The following is a 22145-nucleotide window of genomic DNA, read 5'->3' as shown; positions in this document are numbered from 1 at the left end:
AACATGCAGTCATTTTTTAATGGTTTAAGTGGAATGCTCAGTTTCTCAAAAGGAATTGACGTTCTTAGCCAAAACATAGCAAACATGAATACACCTGGCTATAAAGGCAACAACGCTATTTTTCGCGACTTTAGTGGTGGTGAAGGCGGCATTGGTTCGTCAGTTGTAGGTACCGAGTTGCAACGCCAAGCCGGTGATTACCAAGATACTGGCAATGCAACAACCTTAGCAATTGATGGTGAGGGTTATTTTGTATTGCAAGATTCGGATGGCAAAAATTTCTACACTCGCGCAGGACAGTTTACCTTTAATGACAACTTGGAGTTAGTTGACAGTACCGGCAACTACAATGTGATGGCGTTGGACGATGCCGGAAATTTAGCAAAGGTCAGCTTTAGCGATTTGAAAATAATGGCACCAGAAGCGACTACACAGGTGCAACTTTCTGGTCAATTAGCCAGCTCGGATACAAATCACACGGTTTCTGATATCAAAATATTTGATGAGTCTGGCAAGAGTCATACTATCTCCATAGAGTTCACCAATCAGAATAACAACACTTGGCAAGCAGAGATATTTTTGAGCGACTCGACATCTGCAGGTACTCATCAGGTGCAATTTAACCTGGATGGATCACCGTTAGATGGCGCTAATGTAATTAATCAAGACTTCACCTTTAATGGCTCAACTCAAACAATTGAATTTTCCTTGGGTGAAGGCAGTAGCTTTGCGAACGCAATTCAAGTGGCATCAGGTACAAGTAATTTAGGCGCAACAGTTGAAGATGGCAGCGCAACCAGTGGTTACACCAGTATTGAGTTTGATGAACTAGGTCAGATTAAGGTTACATATAGCAATGGTGAAGAGCAATCTGGTCAACGCATTGCGATAGCTAGTTTTAACGATATCTCTAAGTTAACTCATGCGGGTAACGGTTTATATCAAGCGACATCAAGTCAGATGGAAATGGGTGTGGCTGGAGAAGGCGTAAATGGAAAAATCTTAGCGGGTAAGTTGGAGTTATCTAACGTTGAGCTCACAGAGCAATTTGCCCAGCTATTGATTGCGCAACAAGGTTATTCAGCAAGCTCTCGTGTTATGAACGTGGCTAATCAGTTGTTAGACACGTTATACAACAATACGGGTGGAAGATAATTTATATGCAACCTATTGTGTTTCTGACAAATGCTGAAAATAACGCCATTTGCCAAAGACTAACGGATGCCATTTCAAAATGGGTAACAGCATGGTCTGCGCAGAAACTTTTGTTTCGTGTTAAGCGTAAACCAGACACAGTATTACCCAATCATTTTACGTTTTTGAGCGATGATTTGATAGAAAATGGTTTAGGTCACGCTGGGCTGAGTGACATGCAATTTATCGAAAGGATTGTATTTGGAAATTTGCTAGAAGACGTGCCACGGGATGATATAAAACAAAATGTCATTTTTGCTGCTCGTTTAGAGCTTTTACAGCAGCTCGATCACATTTGTCATCACTTAACGCAAGTGCGTGAATTTCACGATGAACCAAAGCTTGCGAGTAAATACTTTTTATTTGAAATTCAAGAATCAAACCAAGGTATTAAATTCGAATTAGTTATCTCTCAAACGCTCGCTTTGCATCTTTGTGGGCGAAGGTACGCAAGCGGTATGGGGGAGTTAACTAAACGAGCATCGTGTATCGGAAAAGAAGTGGTTGACTTATCGGTTGATATTTCCCTTGGGAAAATTTCCCTGAAAAGCATAGCGGATATGGCTGTGGGGGATATTTTAATTACAAATAAACCATTGAGCTCACAAACTGTCGTTAAGTCAAATAACAAAACATTATTCAAAGCTCACCTTGGTAAGCAAAACGAAAAACGAGCTGTAATAGTAGAATAAGTAGGAGAATAAAAAATGAGTGAAAAACCACAAAGTGTTGAGTTAGCAGAATTGAACGATGAATCTGATGCACAAGCAAAAACACTGTTAAAAGGTGTTGATCTAATTAGTCATGTTGAAGTTGATATCGCCGTTCACGCAGGCTCAATTAAAACCACAGTTGATGAGTTGTTTGCATTAAAAAAAGGCAAAGTACTGAGTATGGAGCAAACCGTTGATGAGCCTTTTACTTTAGTGGTTAATGGCAAAGCGGTAGCTAAAGCTTCTCTTGTAGCTGTAGGTGACAACTTTGGTGTGCAAATTGTTGAAATTATTGAGCAAGCTTAATGAAGCTGGTTGTTTGTGAGTAATCGTACAGTGCCCGACTATATCAATAAAGCAAATAATTCAGCCATGTTATCAGATGAATTTATATTGAATCTGTTAGTGGCGACCACTGTTGTATCAATTATCTTGATTGGTATTTATTTGCTGGTTAAAAACAATGAAAAGTTTAAAAGGTGGTGCTCAAAATTCGAATCGACTGACAATAAGCTAATACAGGTTATAGGTTCTAAACAGGTATCAGCCAACACATCACTATACCTTGTAGAGATTGCCAATAAACAATACTTGTTAACGGAAAGTAAAGGCGCTACGTCCAGTAAACTGCAGCCAGTTAACCATCAATTAGAAGAACAATAATGAATTTTGATATCGCTCGATACAGTAATGAAATAGAGCTATTTGTTTTTATTAGTGCACTTTCATTTATACCTTTTTTTTTGATAGCGGCAACAACCTTTACGCGTAATATAGTCGTACTGTCGTTTTTAAGGCATGCACTGGGCCTGCAACAAAGCCCGCCCAATGCAATATTAATCACGCTAGCGCTGTTTTTAACCGTATTCACTATGAAACCCGTGCTTAACCAAAGTTATCAGCAAGGTATTCAACCTTATTTAGCTGAACAGTTATCCCCAGAAATTGCTTTAGACAAAGCGTGGCAGCCTTTTAAGCAATTTATGCTAAAGGAAGTGCATGAAGAAGAGCTCTCGTTAGTTTATCGAATATCGGACGCCAAAATACCAGAGACGGCAGAAGAGGTTGAAGCGACAGAGTTGATACCTGCATTTTTACTGAGCGAACTGAAAACAGCATTTAAAATTGGCTTTGTTATTTTCTTACCATTTTTACTTATAGACCTACTTGTATCTGCGATATTAATGTCGTTAGGTATGATTATGGTGCCACCCATAACTATTTCGTTACCAATCAAGATAATGCTATTTGTGGTCATTGATGGGTGGACACTTATTGCGGAAACCCTGGTTAGGAGCGCGTTGTAACGCCATGTCAGCGCTGCACAAGGAATCATACAAGCATCTCGGTGATGCGGTAGAACTGTGGTTGAATTATGAATGTGACAAAGGAAGTGCGCAAAGAAACTTATTGTTTGATTTTTATGAACCTTGGGTTCGTAAAGTGACCAATAGTTTATTTAAGCGTTATTATTGCCCTAATTTGGAATGGGCTGACTATTATAACTTGGCTTCATTAGCATCTATTCAAGCTATCGAAATATATAATGTAGGCTTGACTGTTCCTTTTGAAGGTTTTGCCTATAAGTACCTGAAAGGAAAGATTTTAGATGAGATAAAATCAACGAGTGTACCTAAAAACTATACAGATTTAAGTATTCGAGAGCGTTATGATTCACTAATTGAGCATGATGATGAAGATATTTTCGGTTCAGTTATTGATGCCATAGTTGGGATGGCCTTTGGGCAACTAATTGAATTAGGGATCACCGGTGTCGTTCAAGCACAAAATGACTTTGTGTATAACCCAGAACACTGCGCAAATTCGAGTTTTTCAGGTGACATCGTTGACTTGATTGCACAGCTGCCGAAAGAACAGAAGCGAGTGATCGAATACCATTATTATCAACAGTGTAAATTTGTAGAAATAGCCGATATCCTGCACATAACCAAAGCTAGAGTTAGTCAGTTACATAAGCAAGCGATAAGCGCAATTAGAGCGTTGTATGAAAAAAATTGTGCTTAGCGAGAATTTGTTGTGTTTCTCGCCACATAACTAGAGGAAAAGATGAAAGAAGAATTATTAAACCAGCTCGAGCAATTTAAACGGTATGTTGATCTAGACCCTAGCAACGAGAACCTTTTGGTCGATACAATTGGATTGGCATTTCAAACAGAATCTTGGAATGACCTGCGTAAACTAGTTGATTTAGCGATAGAGCAAGACATCATCAATGGGCTTATATCCGGGCAAAAAGGTTACTTGTTGTTAATTGATGGTGAATATCAGCAGGCTAGTTATTGGTTAGAAAAAGCTTTGGAGTTTGATCAAAACAATGCCAACGTTAAATATAATTTGGCGTATTCAAAGCTATTTTTGATGCAGCCGAAAGAGTCAATTGAGATACTTAAACCACTTAATCCAGATTCTTATCCTTTAGCATATACATTGAAAGCTCGCGCAAATTATCTTTTAGGTGACCTACAATTAGCAAAGGAATTATTGATAAAGGGTCTCGACGTTTTAGATGGGCAGGCACGATTAGAAGCCCTCGCACTTCTATCACTAGTTGAATACGATAACGATAATCTAGAATATGCCTATAAACTAGCTAGTGATGTACTAACAGAAGATGAAATTTTTGAAGCGAGTTTAGCTAAAGCGAGCGTTGCAATGGAGTGGCATGAAAATGACGAAGCAAAAAGAATATTTCATTTACTCAGTGAAAAGTATTCGGGTGTTGGTAGAGTGTGGGCTGGTTTGGCCACCGTATTATTTAACGAATTTGATTTGGATAATGCACATAAATCAGCTACCAAAGCAACTGAATTAATACCGGAACACATTGGAAGTTGGCATCTTTTAGGGTGGATATTGATGATACAAGGACTGCCGAGCGAAGCTTTAAAAATGTTTGAAGCCGCGTATCAGTTAGATCGAGGATTTGCTGATACACATGGCGGAATTGCGTCAGCCTATGCAATGTTAGGGAACAACGAAATGTCAGAACGCCACCTCAAGCTGGCAAAACGTCTAAACCCTGATTCAAAAGCGTATTTATTTGCACAATTTGCACAGCTTCAGCAAAAAGGTAAATTGAATGAAGCCAAAAATTTACTCAACACTACAACAAAAATTAATGTACCTAGCATAAATGTAACACTAGGTAGTTTAGTTGAAAATAAAATTAAAACGTTACAGAAAAAGAAATAGAAAGGTTAATTTTAATATGTTAGATGCAAAAGAATATTTGGCATTAGCAGTAGATGCGGTGCAGAAGCAAGAGCATCATGTTGCACTTGAATGCTTAGACAAAGTATTGTCATTGGAACCTGAAAATGCGTTAGCAATCTACCTTCGAGCCGCAGAGCATGTGGAACTAGGCTTATTCGAAAAAGGTATTGTGGGTTTGAATAAAGCGCTGGAATTAGATTCGGAGATCGTTTTGGCAAGAATGCAATTAGCGATGTTGTATATGCAACTCGACCTTAAAGATAGAGCCCTAGAACAATTTTTGAACATAAGTAGCGGAGAGGATTATCCCGCAGAACTAAAAAAATATGCTTGTGGTTTTGTGTCCATACTAGAAGATAATTTTCCTGAAGGCATCGAACAACTAAAAGCAGGTGTAGCAATGGAGCAGGTTTATACCGCTTTGCAAACTGTCATAATAGCGTTTATCGAATCTCAGCAAAAAACAGACGGAATAGCCACTGTATCGCAAGCAGAGAATCAAGCTAATTTGGATGATAATTCCGTTTATTTAGGCGCTTATCGAAATACAGACGATGACTAAGATATCTCGTAACCACTTGTCTCAAGTTTTTCAGACTTTACGTACTGTAAATAAAAATTATAGCAATGTTGGCTCAAAAGGGCAGGCGGTAGGGAGAACAACTAACAAGTTTAAATGCGATCCACAAATCTTGCAGCAAAACATCAAATCTAGGATAAATCAGTTAGATGAAAGTTCAGAGTCTTACTTATTAAATGCTACCACAGTCACCATTGAAGAGGTTTTGCTTTGGGAGTTTGGCGAGGATATCTTAAACTTACCTGACTATCTAACGCTTAAAAACACCTTGATTAAAAGTGCTTTGGACAGTGACATATTGCTTAAACGCTTAGATTTGCTGTTTAAAGAGCTGAATCAATGAAACCTAAATTGTATTTAGCAATAAAGGGGTTTAGGTCTCAAAAAATAACTTCTAAACATATTCAAGTTATGTTGCGACAAGTGCCTCTCACTCATTTGGAAGGGTTACAGAGCATAGTGTATAGCCCTCGCATGGACTTTATTAAACTTGGTGTCCAAGTGCCCTTAAATTGTAAAGGCGCTTATTACCCGGAATATCGTGCTGTGGTTTTGCATCAACTAGAGAGCTACGACGAAGTGCAGCATGTTCTACTACATGAAATCGGGCACTATGTGTTTTATAGCCGAATTAGCTCATTTATCAGAAAAGAATGGGTGCAAAATTTTAGTTCTTATGACGCACATGTAAGTGAATATGCTAGGGAAAACGCAAGCGAAGATTTTGCGGAAAGTTATGCATTTTATGCCGCGAACAATCTGACTAAGTTTAACTCTGTGAGTAAGAAGCTGAGTTTTTTACGATACAAAGTCTTTGTAGTGAATTAGTAACGAGAGATTTTTGAAGACTTAATTCAACTTATATGTATAGAGCCAAAAGTAGTTTTTATTTGAATTAATTAACGCGAGTAGTGATGGATACTTATTCAGTTGTACTTATAATTCGTAATGACAGTTCATTATTGGAATGTGCCCTTCGGTCATTCAATTTTGTCGAGTATCCACGACATAAATTTGAGGTGATTGTCGTAGATGATGGTAGCGACACGCCTGTTGCTTCTCAGTTTACTTGCGACTTCAATTTCGATTTTAAATTGCATTACTTACCACGAACACCGTTTTCTAGCCGTTCGAAAGCAAGAAACTTCGGAGCCTGCTTAGCTAAACATGAGATGTTACTATTCATTGATGGGGACCATATTGTTGAGCCTGACATACTGCAAACATATTCTAGCTATTTCCAACGAAATGAAGATTTGAGTGTTGTTTTGGGAACTAGGAGGATGACTAAAGTTGCCCGTAGAATTGAAATTGTTGACGCAATTAAAAAAAACGGGAAATTATGTAAGCGCTATCAACGGTTGTATCAACGAGATGTTCGGTTGAGTTTATTAGAGCAGATAAATACTAAATTTTTCAATTTGCATGGGCGATGGCACTTATTCTGGAGTTGCAATTTTTGCATTAAGAAAATTGCCTACTTTAAAGTTGGAGGTTTTGATGAGTCGTTTTTGGGGTGGGGCCTAGAAGACGTCGAATTGGGTTATAAATTGTATATCAACGGATATAGATATGAATTGATCGACAACTACGTTTGGCATTTATTCCCGAAGGATCTACCCAACGGGGCGGAAAAATACGCAAGCTGGTTGAAAAACATGACAATCTTTCATCAAAAGTATCAGGATATTCGCATACTTGCCCAGATGGAGTTTGAAAATATCTTTTTTTTTCAAGCTGGAACTGAAAAAGTTAGGCATGCAATGGACGTGAATTGGATACACAAATACATCAATTTTGAGAAAAAATTAGCATTTATTGAGAGCAATCCGAATTATTTTGTAGAACGATTGCAAAACATTAGTGATGTAAATTGATTTGGTACCGCTGATTTGAACCATTGAAGTCTAATGGTAAGTGTTGAGATAAAGTGTAGTTTAGAGCTGTTTCTTGTAAGCGATTACTTGTGCTTTTGATATCTTTGTCTCGCGTTTACACAAGACTCACAACAACATTTAAATAGATCAAATATAGAAGGAAGAGGAAATTGGAATTTTTAAGTACTTTCGACACTGATGAATTATTGGCATTGGCTGATATTGATTTTCAAAAAGAAAGAAATGCTGAAGCACTTTTTAAATTAAAAGCGCTTATCGCTCGTAATAATACCCCAATACAGGCATACGCTTTGTTAGGGAGGATATATGCGACTATTGGGTTATTTCCGCGAGCCCAAAGTGCATTGAGATTTTTTATCGACAATAACGAGGGGATGCCTTCCGTAAATGAACGGTTTCAGTTAGGGCTAGTTGAAAGTGATTTAGGGAACACCGAGGAAGCGATTAACATTTGGAGCGAATTGTTAACTCAATTCCCTGACTATCCTCCTGCCCTGTACCATAAAGCAAAAATATTTGTTGCATCAGGGAAAGAGCAAGAAGCGATAGTTTTATTAAACCATATTTTAGAGACAGCTCAAGACGGCGATGCTCATATTTCATTAGCCGATAAACTACTCAGTAAAATATCGGTACATTAATTCATCTAGGCACAATTGAACCTTTTAGTTTCATTGTGCCTGGTTCAGTTGGGTAAGGAGGCTATGAGAATATCTAATTTACAAAGCAATGCCGCAGTAGTCACGACAGTTGCAGATGCAAAGAGTCATATCGAATTCTTTATCAATTATCATTTAAGTGTCGGTTTTAATCACATATATATTTTTATAGACGATGATTGCGCCGAAACTTTTTTAACCGTGTCCAAATTCACCAACGCGACAGCAATTCTTGCCAATGAATTACTGCGTGAAGCATGGAAACATACGCCTATTTACAGGAAAAACAAAAAACGTGCGTTAATAGAAAAAGAGGTAATGGTACGTCAAGAGCTAAATATTCACATTGCCCACTCGTTAGCCAAAGAACAGGGCATCGACTGGTTAGTGCATTTAGATATTGATGAACTATTTTATCCTAACGGAAATTTATTAAATGAGCATTTTTCTTCTTTAAATCAAAATAATATCGGGAGTTGCGTGTATCTAAATTATGAAGCAATTCCTACTGGCATAGAGAATAGTGATATTTATTTGTCGACCGTTTTCTTTAAGAAAAACTTTTTTAGAAGAAGCCGATGGTTTTATTCGGACGAACAAAAGAGCTTTATTGAAAATACATCTTGGATTCGTAAACACTTTTTCAATTATTATCAAAACGGAAAACCAGCAGTTTCATTGCACAATGACATTATCGTAAATAATGTTCATTTTATACATCATCCAAATAGAGGTTCAAAAATGTTGGGGCATGATGACCCGATTATTTTGCACTTCCCGTGTACATCATATAAAGAGTTTCAACAAAAGTACTCGCGTTTAGGAAATTTCGATAGCCTTTGGAATAATTTACCAAGAACGGGCAAGTATATTGATACTTTGCACATAGAAGCTCGCGATTTGTTTCTTGATGGAGATTTAGCTGGCGCTCTTGCTCTTTATAGAGAAAGAGTGGTTAGGGATCACGCACAAATCGAGCTGCTTATCAGATATGGGTTAGCGGTAAAAATTGAAGCGATATCAGCAGACAGTCCAAATATATCTACTTATCCGGGCAAAAGTACGAGTAGTGATCGTGCTACCTATGAATTAAAATCGACTCAGAAAAGTGTATTTCCCAATTCTGCTCAATGTATCGGTGTAAGTGAGATCTTTTTTCAGATACAAAAACAAAACAATAAAAAGCATTGTATATTCTTCGACAACATTGGAGACGCTAGAAAATGGGTGCGTCGTCACCCGATATTGAAAGAACAAAATGATGTTGGAAATATTCAGTTGGACGGAAAGTTTTATCCCTGTTGGTCTGGTAAATTGTTATATGATTTTGATCGTGAAGAATTATATAACGAGCTATTGGTCGCTTTGAAGCAGTACTTGTCGAATGAACAAATACTATATTTTGACATTGCTGAAGAGCTATTGTTTAAAGATTGCAGTATGCAAACGCCCTTTGATTTCAGTGTTAAGCAAGTACAGTTTGTCATGGAGATAGTGAGCGCTCTATGTGAAAAAAACAAAGGGCAACTTTTTATTGGTGTACAAAATGGTATTGAAAATTTTTACTATCCTATATTGCCTGCGTCTTTTGTAGACAAAAAAATGACGGAACACATATACAGTTACGTCCAGTCTAGAGAAACTAAAAAGTTAGTTGAGTTTCTACAAATCCACTACCCACGAAATAAATACTCAAATTGGGGGATTGGCCTTAACGATAGTCACTCTAGATATGAAATCGTCTATAAATCAATATTGTTTTCTCTCGGTGGAACGGTGTTGTTTCCTAAAAATTATCAACGGACATCAATGGATAAATTTTTTGTTGAACTAAGGAAACAACACGATTTCATCGTCCAAAATTATGCTGAGGTAATACCTATTGAAGGCGCAGAGCTAGTTGTCATTAATAACTTATCTTGTGGTAAAGGATTGCTAACGATTGTTAATATTTCGATGAAACAAGTTGTAGTTGAGATTGAACCGTTGCTTACTGTAATTGATATTAAAGGGAAGGCGGTATCGATATTTGATAACACTGAGCTAGAGTTACGTTTGTTGAATACGCTCGCTCTTGAAGCTAATACAGCTGTTTGTCTGTTATATTAAGTTAATTTTTTATTTCTTAAATTTTTTCCAAAAAACGCTTAACTTTAATTGCTGTTTTTCTATTTATAGATAAAGAGCGTGTTTTTCTATTTAATAGAATTATTGAGAATTAGGGTTAGGAAAATTCATGGTTGCAATAGTATCAGGTGAAGGCTTAGGTTTATTAGATACCTCATTAATCAATGTCGGTGCATCGGGAATCGTTGGTAATGCATTTACAGGGGGGCAAGCCCATGGCCTTGGTTATGTTAATATAGCCACTGGTAACCTCATACTACAACAAACAGATGAAAGTTTATCTGGCAGCGCAGAAAACTTATTTGCCAATCGTACATATAATTCATTAGATAGTCGTTCAGATGGAGACTCCGATCAATGGTATTGGAATGGGGAAAGGAGGATTTACCAAAGTGGTGACAACCTCTATCGTATTACTGGAGATGGGCACATTGCTCAATATGGTAATAAAATAACGGGAATCGACAGTGGGGGGGAGTATACACTCTATACATCAAGCGATGGCTCAGGGGCTCATGACACAATTAAAAAATATGACAATAGTGGCGAATGGATTTGGACGGAAGGCAGCACCCAAGTAGAAGAGCGCTATGATATCAATAGTCAATGGATCAAAACTAAGCGTGACAAGAATGGACAGGGGTTTGACTACACTTTTAATGGCAACAAATTAACAAAAATTGTTGATGTAGGTTCAGGGCAGACCATTGAATTTAAGTATGTTAATGACAAATTAACGAATGTATCAACTCGAGAAACGAGCTCTGGAACGCTCACCAAACAAGTTCACTACACATATGATAGTGCGAATCGACTCGAGAGCGTAACAACGGATCTCACTCCAGCAGACAATGCCATCAACGACGGCAACGTGTATGTTACTACCTACGACTACGAAACAACAAACAACTTTAGAATTTCTAAAATAACCCAATCAGATGGCACGGTAGCTGAATTTAATTACCATTCAGATGGTCGCATACATCAAGTAATCGACTCGAGTGGCACCAGTACTTTTACCTACAACAGCGATCATACCTTGGTTGTTTTGGGTGACAATAAAACTTGGCGTTTTGATTATTACACTACCGATAGTACAAATGAAGAGTACCGACAGCTTAAAAAAATCACTTCTCCAAGTGCCAGTGGTGGTGTGCAAACAACCAGTTATACATACAAAAATGGTGAAGTTCGCACAATTACTAACACTTCTTCTGGTGATGTGACTACTTACGATTACGATGACAATGGTAATCGTACGTTAGAAGAAGATGCTAATGGCCGCAGAATTAGCCGAAGCTATGCTGGTAACCTATTAATGAGAGAAACTCGTTTTGATGCTGGAACAACATCTGGTCCAGAAACCACCCACTATATATATGACTCAAATCGAAATTTGTCCTACACAATTTCTGCAGAAGGACGCGTGTCGCAGTTCAAATACAATGCAAGTGGAAACGTTACGCATGCCATTGCTTACTCAGATGTTAAATATAACATGTCGGGGATGTCCGCATCTAATAGCCCATCTGAATCTGATGTGGACACTTGGGTGAGTGGAAGAGATAAAACTCGAACGCAATTGGTCGTGAATACCTATGACTATCGTGGAAACTTGGATAAGACAACTGTATACGGCAGTGTAGATGCTAATGGTAATGGAATTCCTGACGATCAGAGTCAAATTACTGATTATACTTACGACGCATACGGGCGGCTGACCAACTCACATGTGAAATCTGGTACAGCTCATAATGTGGAAACACAGCAAACGAGTTTTATATATGATGGTATGGGACGATTAACCTCATCTACGCAGGCAAATGTCACTACAATAACAGCATATGATTTAGATGAGATCACAGTTACCAACCAGGCTACAGGTTTGGTGACTATCAGCAGTTACGATACTCGTGGGCATATACAAAGTATAGAAACTACTGGTGCGGTAAACGAAATTGGTAGCATGAATAAGCGCACCGTAACATACAGTTATGATGGTGCAGGTCGTTTAAAAACAACTTCAGTCTCTGATGGCAGTCAGAGTTCAGACGATAGTATTAGTAGAACATACTACGATGCGGCGGGAAGAGTCGAGTATAAAATAGATCCTGAAAATAGAGGTGTTAGATATTTTTATGATAATAAAGGCCGCCTTGAAAAAGAAATAGCGTATTCCAATGCCTTTAATAGCACGTCTACCACAGTTTCAGCCGATAGCGCCAAAGATATAGAAACTCGCTATAGCTATGATAATTCAGGAAAATTACTAACAACTACAGTTGAAAATGGAACAGAAGACGTTATAACCACAAATGAATACGATTATGCGGGGCGGCTAGTTAAAGTCATTGTGGGAGGCGACAGATTCACACGATTCTTTTATGACAATGATGGTCTTCAAATTGCGACACTAAATGCAGAAGGATATCTTACAGAAAATATTTATGACGCCGCAGGGAGAGTTACCCAAACTATTCGATATGGAACAGAGGTAACGGGTGACACATTTACCAGTGGTAACTTCGACGCTGTTAGCACGGTGGCATCGTCTGGTGATAGACTCAATAGTTACAATTTTTATGATGCTCAAGGCCGGTTAATCGGTCATGTAAATGAGCAAGGGTATTTAACTGAGACAATATATGAACCTGCTCTACAGCAAACCCGTTCTATTCAATATAAAACAGCCGTTAACGCAAGTGCTACTTCTAGCTTAACAAGTTTACGTAATAGCGCAGGCGCATCACAAACAAGCACTATTAAATATGATGATTACGGCCGCGTGTTTCAAATAACAGGAGTGGATGGTGCAACTACGACGAGTTACTATGACAATGCGGGCAGATTAGTACGTACCTCTGAACAGATTGCTACGGGTGTAACCGCTTCCACGGTTTTTGACTTGAATTTTGAATCTGGCTGGGCAGGTTGGACGAATACATCATCACATGATTGGCGCTCTGATACGGGAGGGACACCGTCAGGCAATACAGGGCCTAATAAAGGTGCAAAAGGAAGCAGTACTTACCTTTATATGGAAACTTCTAACGGAGATGCTTTTGGTTCGGGCGATACGGCTACATTTGAAAGCCCTTATTTCACGGCCGATAACGCAGAAATTACGTTTGATTTCCATATGTATGGCGCAGATATGGGAACCCTATCTGTCGAGGTATATCATAATGGAAGTTGGCAAACGGTTTGGAGTTTATCAGGGCAGCAACATACCTCTAGTTCAGCTGATTGGACTTCAGCAACGGTCGGATTAAGCGATTATGATGGGAACATTAAACTCAGGTTTAAAGGAGTCGCTGCTGGAGATTACCGTGGTGATATGGCAATTGATCAAATTGAGATTGTTAATCATCCAGATAGCTTTAGTTTAAGTCTAGAAAATCGCGACACCTATACTCGTTATAACACATTTGGTGAAATTATAGGTGTTGTGTCTGGTGAGCAAGCATTAGGGGTAAGTTTATCTAATGATCTACCTGTTTTCAGCAGCTTAAACTCTGCGATCAATGCCAAAGGTAGCATATACAAATTTGACGGATTGGGTCGCAAAATTGCTGAATTGGGTGCAAACGGTCAAGCAACCTATTTTTTTTATGACAAATCGAACAAATTAACAGGTACGGTAAATGCGTTAGGTGAAATAACACAGACCCTATATAACGAACACGGCAGAGTTGCCAGCACCCGAGTATACACAAACCGTTTATCGCAAGCTCACATCGACAATTTGCCAAGTTTAACTTCTGCATCAGATAGTTGGCTGGAAGGTAAACTAAACACGAGTTCTGAAGATAATTTCATTCAATTAGATTACAACAAGCTTGGCATGTTAGAAAAAAGGACAGATGCCCAAGGCAACTTTACCGAGTATTCATACAACAAGTATGCCGAGGTATGGCGTAATCAGAGCAGTATTGCTAGTGGTAACAAAACGGATACTCGATTTTATCAAGATGATTTAGGACGTACTTACCAAACTGATAGCTTAATCAGTGGTTCAAGTTGGCAATCTGTAAGTTCTACTTTTGATGCGTTTGGCAGAGTGGAAGTTATTAACGATGCTAATGGCAACAACACCACGACCCAATATTTAGATAACGGTCGCACCATCAAAATCACAGATGCAACTAACCGCACTCAAGAAACAACTTATGACTTCATGGGGCGCAAATTAACCGTTAAAGATGGCAATAGTCACTTAACTAGTTACGTGTATGACGACGTTAACAACAAATTCACAGTTGAATCGCCTGAGGGAAACACGGTCACTACTTGGACAAATCAGGATGGTGATATAGTTGCTATTAAAGATGCAAAAGGAAATTACACACGTTACCAATATAATCAAAGTGGACAGTTAGAAAAAGTAATTGATGCTAAAGGATATACTACAAATACCAATATATACGATGCTAGCGGACGCTTATTTCATAGCATTGATTCAAATGGGGTTGTAACCGAGTACCTTTATGATGCCGCTAATAGAGTAATGCAAACAACCCATGATACTGGTGGCACAAATGAAAGTTCAACTCGGTACACGTTTGATGGACAAGGAAGGCAATTAACCGTTACCAAAGGTTACGGCAGTGCAGAGGCAAGCACAACTGAATATAAATATTACGCGAATGGACAGATAGAGCAGATATTGCAAGAAGTTGGGAATGGTCAATCTCGTTTAAGTACTAAATTCTCCTATAATGGGTTAGGCAACACAGTAACAATAGATAAAGGTGATGAAGCCAACCCGTTACAACAAAAAACTTCATATACCTACGATAAGTTGGGACGAAAAGAGAAAGAGACAGTTGACCCAACCGGTTTAAACATTCAAACACAATACAAATACGATCAAAATGGCAATTTAACACGAATCATTGATGCTGAAGGGAATAGCCAATGGTTTATTTATGACGCCACTGGACGAAAAATCTATGATGTTGACGGTGAAGGAGCGGTAACTCAATATGTATATGATAAGAATGGCCGACTTTACTTTACTCGTGAATATGCCAACAAAACAACATCAACGTTAGGCGATTCACCCACCTCAGTATCGGTGACAACTCATGCAGAAGATCGCCGCCGTTTTAACGTATACGATAACGACGGAAATGTACGTTTTATAATATCAGAGCAAGACACCAATAAATGGATGATTACAGACAACCGTTACGATGCCAATGGTAATGTAACCGCCATTTATCAATACGATAAATTGTTTAGCGACAATGATATCAATTTACTCGATCTCAACTTTACTGATAGTAACAGTATGACAGAATCGGTCGTTGCAGCTCGCCTTTATTTCTCATTGGGGCGAAGTGATTCAAGTTTAGGGGATACTCGTATTACTCGATTTGAGTATGATCAGTATAACCGCCAAATTAAGGTGATTTTACCTGGCTACTACGACTCTGGCGACGGTAGAGTATATAACACAGATGCTAGCGATCGATTTCAGCGAACCATTGAAACTATTTTTGATGCACGCGGCAATGCGGTTAAACAAATTAAACAAATTGGATTAAATGAATACCTGTATTCATATAAAACCTATGACGCACTTGGGCGGGTTGTACATGAAATTGATGAAACAAATAGCGTCACTCAGTATGGGTATGACGCGTTAGGGCAGGTCACTTCTGTGAAACGCTATATCAACGGTGCAAAGTCATTACCACAGTTAGGGTATTGGTTGGCCAGCGACGATATCGTTTCGTCAAGCAGCCTTGACAGAGTAATCATAAACATTTTCGATAAAGCCGGCAGAAAAACTAGAGTTATCCAACCGTCTTCAGCAGATGTGTACTATCAAAACCGCGAAACAGCAGTTACAAATAGTCAAGATATATCTACCTACTATGGTTCTGGTGAAACATTATATTTTTATGACGACTTTGGTAATGTTACTAACCAAAGAGAAAAAATTGATTTAAACACTTGGGCAAATATCTATTACTATTATGACAATGCAAATCGCCTGGTATATCAAGTGGATAGCGAACGCTATGCCTCAAAATACGATTACAAAAATACAGGCGCAGTTGAAACTGTAGCGGAATACAGTAATGAAGTTTATGGCGCAATAAATTTAGCTACCGCGACCATAGATATTTTATCTAGTTCAATTGCTCTATCCGAAAGTGACCGAATTACTCACAACAGTTACTACAAAAATGGATTGTTGCAAACAGTCACTCGCGACAACATGCTAGCTATCTTTGGTGACACTACGGTCGCAACTCGTAATACCCAAATTACCGATACATACACTTACAACGCTTTTGGGGAACTCGCTTCATATACCAATGCAAATAGTAATACCACTCAATACCAGTATAACAAACAAGGCCAACAAAGTTATATTAAGGAATACGAGCGAGAGATTGGTGTTGGCAATCAATATTACCTACATAGGAAAGTTGAAACAGAATATGGTGACTATAACCCATTTGATCATGACGAATCTGTTCACTTGGTTACAGCTATTAATTTTAATGTTTTTGGCGAAATAGCTCAGCAAACTATATTTGGATTAGAAGGTAATTTTGGACAATATAGTAGAGTTACTAATTACTATTATGACAATGCAGGCAATCAAGTTAGTCAACAAGATGCTAATTTAAACTGGCATTATTACGAGTACAACGCATTAAACCAAATAACGGCCGAAGAAACGCCGATTGCTTATGGAGATGCGGTCAGAACTGAATATGTATACGATAATGTTGGGCGCCAAACGGCCACTTTATCTGTTTATGACGGTTCATATAAAATGGGAGAACAGGTTTCATACAACCGTTTTGGCGAGATAACGTCTAAAGAGCGGGTTTATGGCTACAATGGCAATCAATCTCAACAAGAGTCAAGATACACATACGACAAAACTGGATTGTTGCAGTATCAAATTGACTCCCGAGGTACTACTTATTTTTATTATAATCTTAAGGGCGAATTACTTCGCCAAGAGCAACGAGGAAACAACACCACTGTATCTGACCGACGCGTAACTGAATGGGTGCGTGACAGTAAAGGCAATATTGTAAGGGAGCGAGGCGTATATTCAAATGCAGGTACCCCGCTAGTCGACCGACAATTTGACCGTTGGGGAAATGTCACCCGTGTAGATGATAATGGCCGTGTCAGCGAATATCAATACGACCATGCTAACCGAGTTGTACAGGAAAAAATGCATGATATTAGTGTGGTGGACATCTCTGATGTCAGCGGTAACAGTTTTAATGCGCAAGATTTAGTAAAAAAATATCATTTTGATAGTTTAGGCAACTTAATGCGAAGTTCCGAGGGTAAGGATGGTGCAGAAACTATTGTTCGAAATTTTGAATACAATGATGCCGGTTGGTTAACCAAACAAACTGATGCGACAGGTATTAGCACAGAATACAGGTATACCTTATTTGGTGATAAACACGCTGAGCGAGATGGCGTTGGCAATGTGCGTGTAATGAGCTACGACAGGCTCGGTCACCTAGCGGAAACTTTTATTTATAGAAGAGGTTTGGTGTTTAATAGCTCCGGTGGAACATATAGCTCACCTGAAGACACAGTTCAGAAATTAAATACTAAAACGTATGACAGTGCAGGACGTTTAACCTCTGATACGAACTATGTGCACTATGAATTTAATCGAAACGACTTCGGTTATACGACCTCTTATGAGTATGATGCTCGTGGGCTAAAAACCAAAGTAAGCGATGTCATGGGGCGAGAAACCATTTATGCTTACGATGGTCAAGGTCATAAAATTCGTCAAACTAACGAGTTAGATGAAGTTGAAGCATGGACGTATGATTTAGTAACTGACTATGGAGTAGGGCAGCTAGCGAGCCATACCGCAGCGAAAGTCGGCAGTATAAGCAACACCTATCAAACAACATACAGCTATAACGGATTTGGCGAACTTTCCCTTTCCGTTAAGAATGGTAAAAATGGAGCTTTCACTTATGATAAGACAGAATATGCTTATTATCATGATGGAAAAATATCTTCCGTAGCAGAGCGTTTGTCTACCGCTACCGACCAATATGACACCGATTATAGTTTATATAATCGCACAGAAAACTTTTCTTACGATATTTTTGGTAATAAAACACAAGAAACATTAAATGAAAGTTCAAGTGGCCAAGAAACACGACAAGTATATGGTGCAAATGGGGTGCACACTGTTACTGACAGCTACTATAGCAGTTTTAACCAAGTAACCAATGCAACGTATGATATATATAGTCGACTGATCGAGGTCAGTTCAAGTAAACCTTCGGGGGCTAATACGTGGAATAACTTAGGTGAGTTAAATTACGTAAAATATGGATATGATTTATTCGGCAATAAAGTTAATGTGAAAACTTCTTATAAGCTGGCAAGTTCATCGTCAACAAGCAGTCAAAATGTATGGTATCATTTTGACAACGAAGGCCGTGTTGAAGTTTACAAAGGTCAATATAACAGTAGTACTCAAAAGATTGATTATGTTGATTCAGACAATAAATCTAAGTTGTTCGCCTACGATGCAGCAGGTCGCCTATTTACCGAATTTTCTACTTGGAATTCGACTGCTTACCATGGACAGTCATATGGTGGGAGTATCGAATATACGACTGTGTCTGGGGAGACAAATAGATATCTATACAATGATTTAGGCTATCGAAAACAAGTCACATATTCAGCCAATGCAAAATATTATGTTAATGGTGTACTGAGTAGTAATACAACTAATACTTATATAAAAGAAACAACTTCCTACAACGATTTAGGGCGAATGTTTTTACATACAACATATTCGGCTAGTGGAAGTGAACGAACACGAACTCAGTACGTTTATTATCGCGATGGTCAATTGAATTGGCAATACCTATATACTGATGGTGATCTAACAAGTAGTGTCGATTACTCTGATGGATATGATGCCGCAGGAAAGCTTGTAAAACGTAAAGTTCATTACTACAACAAGGATGATAACGGAGCCCAAGTTTATTACACGATTGATAAAACACTAACCTATGACACAGACTATATTTATACAGCTAAAGGCGCTCAACAATATACGACGAATGTCACTAGCTCTAAAACAGGTTCAACCCCCGGAAACTCTGGATATATTTATGATATACGTGGCAATTTAAGTCAAATTTCTATTACAGGAGGTGAATCTGCAACGCTGTACTTTATGGCTGATTCACAGGGTAAAATTTTACATAAAAAAGAAACTAGGGGTGGAAGTTCAACTTATACTAGCCAGTTCTTTTTTAATGGTAATTACATAGGTGCAATTGACAAAAATCGGGCTAATTTGTTGCCTGATATACAAAAAGATGGTAGCAATAGTCCTGGTGGCTATACAGTGCTTGGGGGAGAGAGCTTAGAATCCATTGCCCAAAGTGTATTTGGCGACAGCTCATTATGGTACCTAATCGCGCAGAAAAATAGTCTTGCGATGGGGCCGTCGGACAAGTTTGCTGCAAGTGATGCAGGCGTGCAGCTGAGTATTCCAAATCAAGACGTAACCTTAAAAAGCAATGTTAATACTGTTAAAGTATATAACCCCGCAGAAGCTATAGGCGATACCACGCCTAGTCCAATACCACCACCTCCGCCTTCTCCTAAGTGTAATGCAATTGCAGCGATTGTTATGGTGGTCGTTGCCGTTGTGGTTACCATATTTACTGCAGGCGGTGGGTTGGCGTTGCTAGCTTCAGGAGGCTCTTTGACCGGAGTGATGGCCGCTGGTGTAACAACATTGTCTGCTGGATTCAGTACAGCCGCATTTGCAGCAGGTGTTGTAGGCAGCTTGGCTTCACAGGCGGTTGGAAAAATGATGGGTGTAGTTGATGATATTAGCTTAAAAGATGCGTTTGTGAATGGTGCAACAACTTGGGCTACCGCTGGTTTAGCAAAAGGTCTAGGAGTTGGCAAACAAGCAGTTAGCAGCAGCGACTTGTTTGTGAAAGCTGGTGCAAACGGTGGTCGAGCTGTGCTAAATGGTTATGGTGTTGCAGCCCAAGCCGTCGGTAGTTACGGCGCCAGCTACGCAGCCAATAAACTAGTGGGCAACAATAATGTGAGCTTTAGTTGGAAAGGCATGGCTGCACAAGTTGCTGGTTCAGTGGCTGGTCACGGAATGACAGAGGGAATGAATAGTGTATTTGGAGATGCCGGGAATGACTTTAGCAGAATAACAAGAGCTACAGTTTCGGGATTTGCTGCAGGTGGCACAACAGCTAAACTTGACCACCAATGGAATGGCGGGCAAAATGCAGATTATGGGCAAGTAGCTCTAAACGCGTTTGGCAATGCGTTGGGCAATAGCATTGTTGAGGGGATGAAAGGGGATGGCAGTAGCAAGGCTGCAGCAAAAATCCAAGAAATCCAAAATAGTGACGCAGACGACACGACTAAGAAATTAGCCATTCAAAAAGTGTACGAAGATGAGGGGGTGTCGTTTGAGGATATCTCAGATGACATTGGCTCATCAGGCGGAAGCGATAAGCGTGGATTTAGTGGTATTCACGGTGCTTACGACAAAGACGGAAACGTTCATTTTACCCGATACAAAGATGGTAATGCTATGAGTGATATATTCCGAGGTCGAATTGACGGCACGTTTGATACTGCGAAGCAGATCCATAGTTCCTTCTTAAATTGGGCTGGTAACGACTTATCGACAAGTGGTTCGGCATTGGGGATTAGCTCAATGATGTACCACCACAGAATCGACACACAACAAAATGCCTTAGCAATTAGTTCCGCAGAGCGCCAAGCTATTTATGAAAGTAGAATGCGTAGAGTTGATCTTGGTAGGCCGACCGGTGGAATTATTGATATGAATGATTCAGCTACACGAATGGCTTTTGCGCGTAATGAAGGTTTTAAAACCACTCAACAACTTCAATCAACAGCTATTAATATCATGACTGCTGTTGCGACAGTTCCGTTACTTGGCGGCGTTAGCGTATTAGCAGGACGAGGGCTAGTTTCTTTAGGCCGAGCTTCAATGAACCTGGTTGATGATGTTGGTCGTCATGCGTACTCTCAATTTCAAGCCTACGGCTGGCGTGGTGCGGGCGGAACTCAGTTGAATGGTTTGGCTCTTAATGGCACTAGAGGTTTAAACGCAGTTAGGCTTGGCCAAGTTAATTACACAGGATTTGCTGCGACATTAAATAATGGGCTCGGAGCTCTTGCTCGAAATCCGTATATTAAACCTGTTGATTTTGGCGCAGGTATACTTTCGGGCAGTTTAAACGCAGGCTTGGAACGCATGTATAATCCCAATGCAGGTATAGATGATTTGGCTATTTCGTTTGGCTCTGGTTTTGTTGGTGGTTTTGGAGCAAATTCTACTACGCGATTATTAAATTCGAAGGGAGTTGTTGGCTCTGCATTTATAGGTGGTTTTGGTGGCGGGGCTTTAAGTAAATTTTCAGAGCAGTTAATGACAGGAGAGGGATTTAACGCAAACGATATTCTTTATTCTGGTGTTATAAGCTCACTGACCGCCGGTGTATGGGCGCCTAAATACCAATTTACTTTGCAAAATGACAAATTCAATCGTTTTTTCCCGCAGCAAGAGCTACAGCGTGTGTTGGATAATGGCTCAAGTTGGTTTCTGGGTAAAGCTTATAATAATGGTGTTTCTCAATAATGAAGCATCGACCCACCAAGCAATTGCTCGAGAAAACCTACAGGTGCCAGCCTAAGT

The 22145-nt window shown here is 39.2% G+C and carries 14 protein-coding genes; all 14 read left to right on the top strand.

The annotated features are described in order from the left end of the window. The first annotated feature begins 3 nt into the window (after positions 1-3). The 14 genes from flgF (at position 4) to FNT16_RS19890 (ending at position 22088) form a co-directional block, all read left to right on the top strand. Positions 4-1155 carry a flagellar basal-body rod protein FlgF gene (flgF, locus tag FNT16_RS19955; protein WP_143873801.1) on the top strand — a complete coding sequence of 384 codons (1152 nt, stop codon included), beginning with the start codon at positions 4-6 and terminating at the stop codon, positions 1153-1155. 176 nt (positions 1156-1331) lie between these two features. Next, positions 1332-1886, top strand: coding sequence for a FliM/FliN family flagellar motor C-terminal domain-containing protein (locus FNT16_RS19950; RefSeq protein WP_185976780.1), 555 nt, complete (start codon positions 1332-1334; stop codon positions 1884-1886). A 15-nt stretch (positions 1887-1901) separates the two neighbouring features. Beyond that, entirely contained in the window at positions 1902-2213 is a 312-nt protein-coding gene (locus FNT16_RS19945) for a FliM/FliN family flagellar motor switch protein (protein ID WP_143873797.1), read from the top strand. Between the two features lie 15 nt (positions 2214-2228). Beyond that, a complete protein-coding gene (locus tag FNT16_RS19940) occupies positions 2229-2570 on the top strand; it encodes a flagellar biosynthetic protein FliO (RefSeq protein WP_143873796.1) in 342 nt (113 codons plus the stop codon). Beyond that, entirely contained in the window at positions 2570-3214 is a 645-nt protein-coding gene (gene fliP, locus FNT16_RS19935) for a flagellar type III secretion system pore protein FliP (RefSeq protein ID WP_143873794.1), read from the top strand. Before FNT16_RS19940 ends, fliP begins: the two co-directional genes overlap by 1 nt. A 4-nt stretch (positions 3215-3218) precedes the next feature. After that, positions 3219-3932 carry a sigma-70 family RNA polymerase sigma factor gene (locus tag FNT16_RS19930; protein WP_185976779.1) on the top strand — a complete coding sequence of 238 codons (714 nt, stop codon included), beginning with the start codon at positions 3219-3221 and terminating at the stop codon, positions 3930-3932. 42 nt (positions 3933-3974) lie between these two features. Continuing rightward, positions 3975-5120: a tetratricopeptide repeat protein gene (locus tag FNT16_RS19925; RefSeq protein WP_143873791.1), complete on the top strand. Its 1146-nt coding sequence runs from the start codon at positions 3975-3977 to the stop codon at positions 5118-5120. A 16-nt stretch (positions 5121-5136) separates the two neighbouring features. Continuing rightward, on the top strand, positions 5137-5703 hold the full coding sequence (locus FNT16_RS19920; RefSeq protein WP_143873789.1) for a tetratricopeptide repeat protein: 567 nt from the start codon (positions 5137-5139) through the stop codon (positions 5701-5703). Then, positions 5696-6064, top strand: a complete 369-nt coding sequence (locus FNT16_RS19915) for a hypothetical protein (RefSeq protein WP_143873787.1) — start codon at positions 5696-5698, stop codon at positions 6062-6064. Before FNT16_RS19920 ends, FNT16_RS19915 begins: the two co-directional genes overlap by 8 nt. Further along, positions 6061-6549 carry a hypothetical protein gene (locus FNT16_RS19910; RefSeq protein WP_143873785.1) on the top strand — a complete coding sequence of 163 codons (489 nt, stop codon included), beginning with the start codon at positions 6061-6063 and terminating at the stop codon, positions 6547-6549. The genes FNT16_RS19915 and FNT16_RS19910 overlap by 4 nt, the downstream gene beginning before the upstream one ends. A gap of 86 nt (positions 6550-6635) precedes the next feature. After that, positions 6636-7598 (top strand): glycosyltransferase family 2 protein, encoded by a 963-nt coding sequence (locus FNT16_RS19905; RefSeq protein ID WP_143873784.1) that lies wholly within the window; start codon positions 6636-6638, stop codon positions 7596-7598. A gap of 170 nt (positions 7599-7768) precedes the next feature. Further along, on the top strand, positions 7769-8260 hold the full coding sequence (locus FNT16_RS19900; RefSeq protein WP_143873782.1) for a tetratricopeptide repeat protein: 492 nt from the start codon (positions 7769-7771) through the stop codon (positions 8258-8260). Between the two features lie 63 nt (positions 8261-8323). Next, a complete protein-coding gene (locus tag FNT16_RS19895; protein ID WP_143873780.1) occupies positions 8324-10387 on the top strand; it encodes a glycosyltransferase family 2 protein in 2064 nt (687 codons plus the stop codon). 127 nt (positions 10388-10514) lie between these two features. Next, a complete protein-coding gene (locus FNT16_RS19890) occupies positions 10515-22088 on the top strand; it encodes a DUF6531 domain-containing protein (protein ID WP_143873778.1) in 11574 nt (3857 codons plus the stop codon). Positions 22089-22145 lie beyond the last annotated feature (57 nt).

This window comes from Catenovulum sediminis (assembly GCF_007289895.1).
In the GTDB taxonomy this organism is placed as follows: domain Bacteria; phylum Pseudomonadota; class Gammaproteobacteria; order Enterobacterales; family Alteromonadaceae; genus Catenovulum; species Catenovulum sediminis.
The sequence above is the reverse complement of the archived record's forward strand: the minus strand, read 5'-3'. Positions and strand labels throughout refer to the sequence as shown.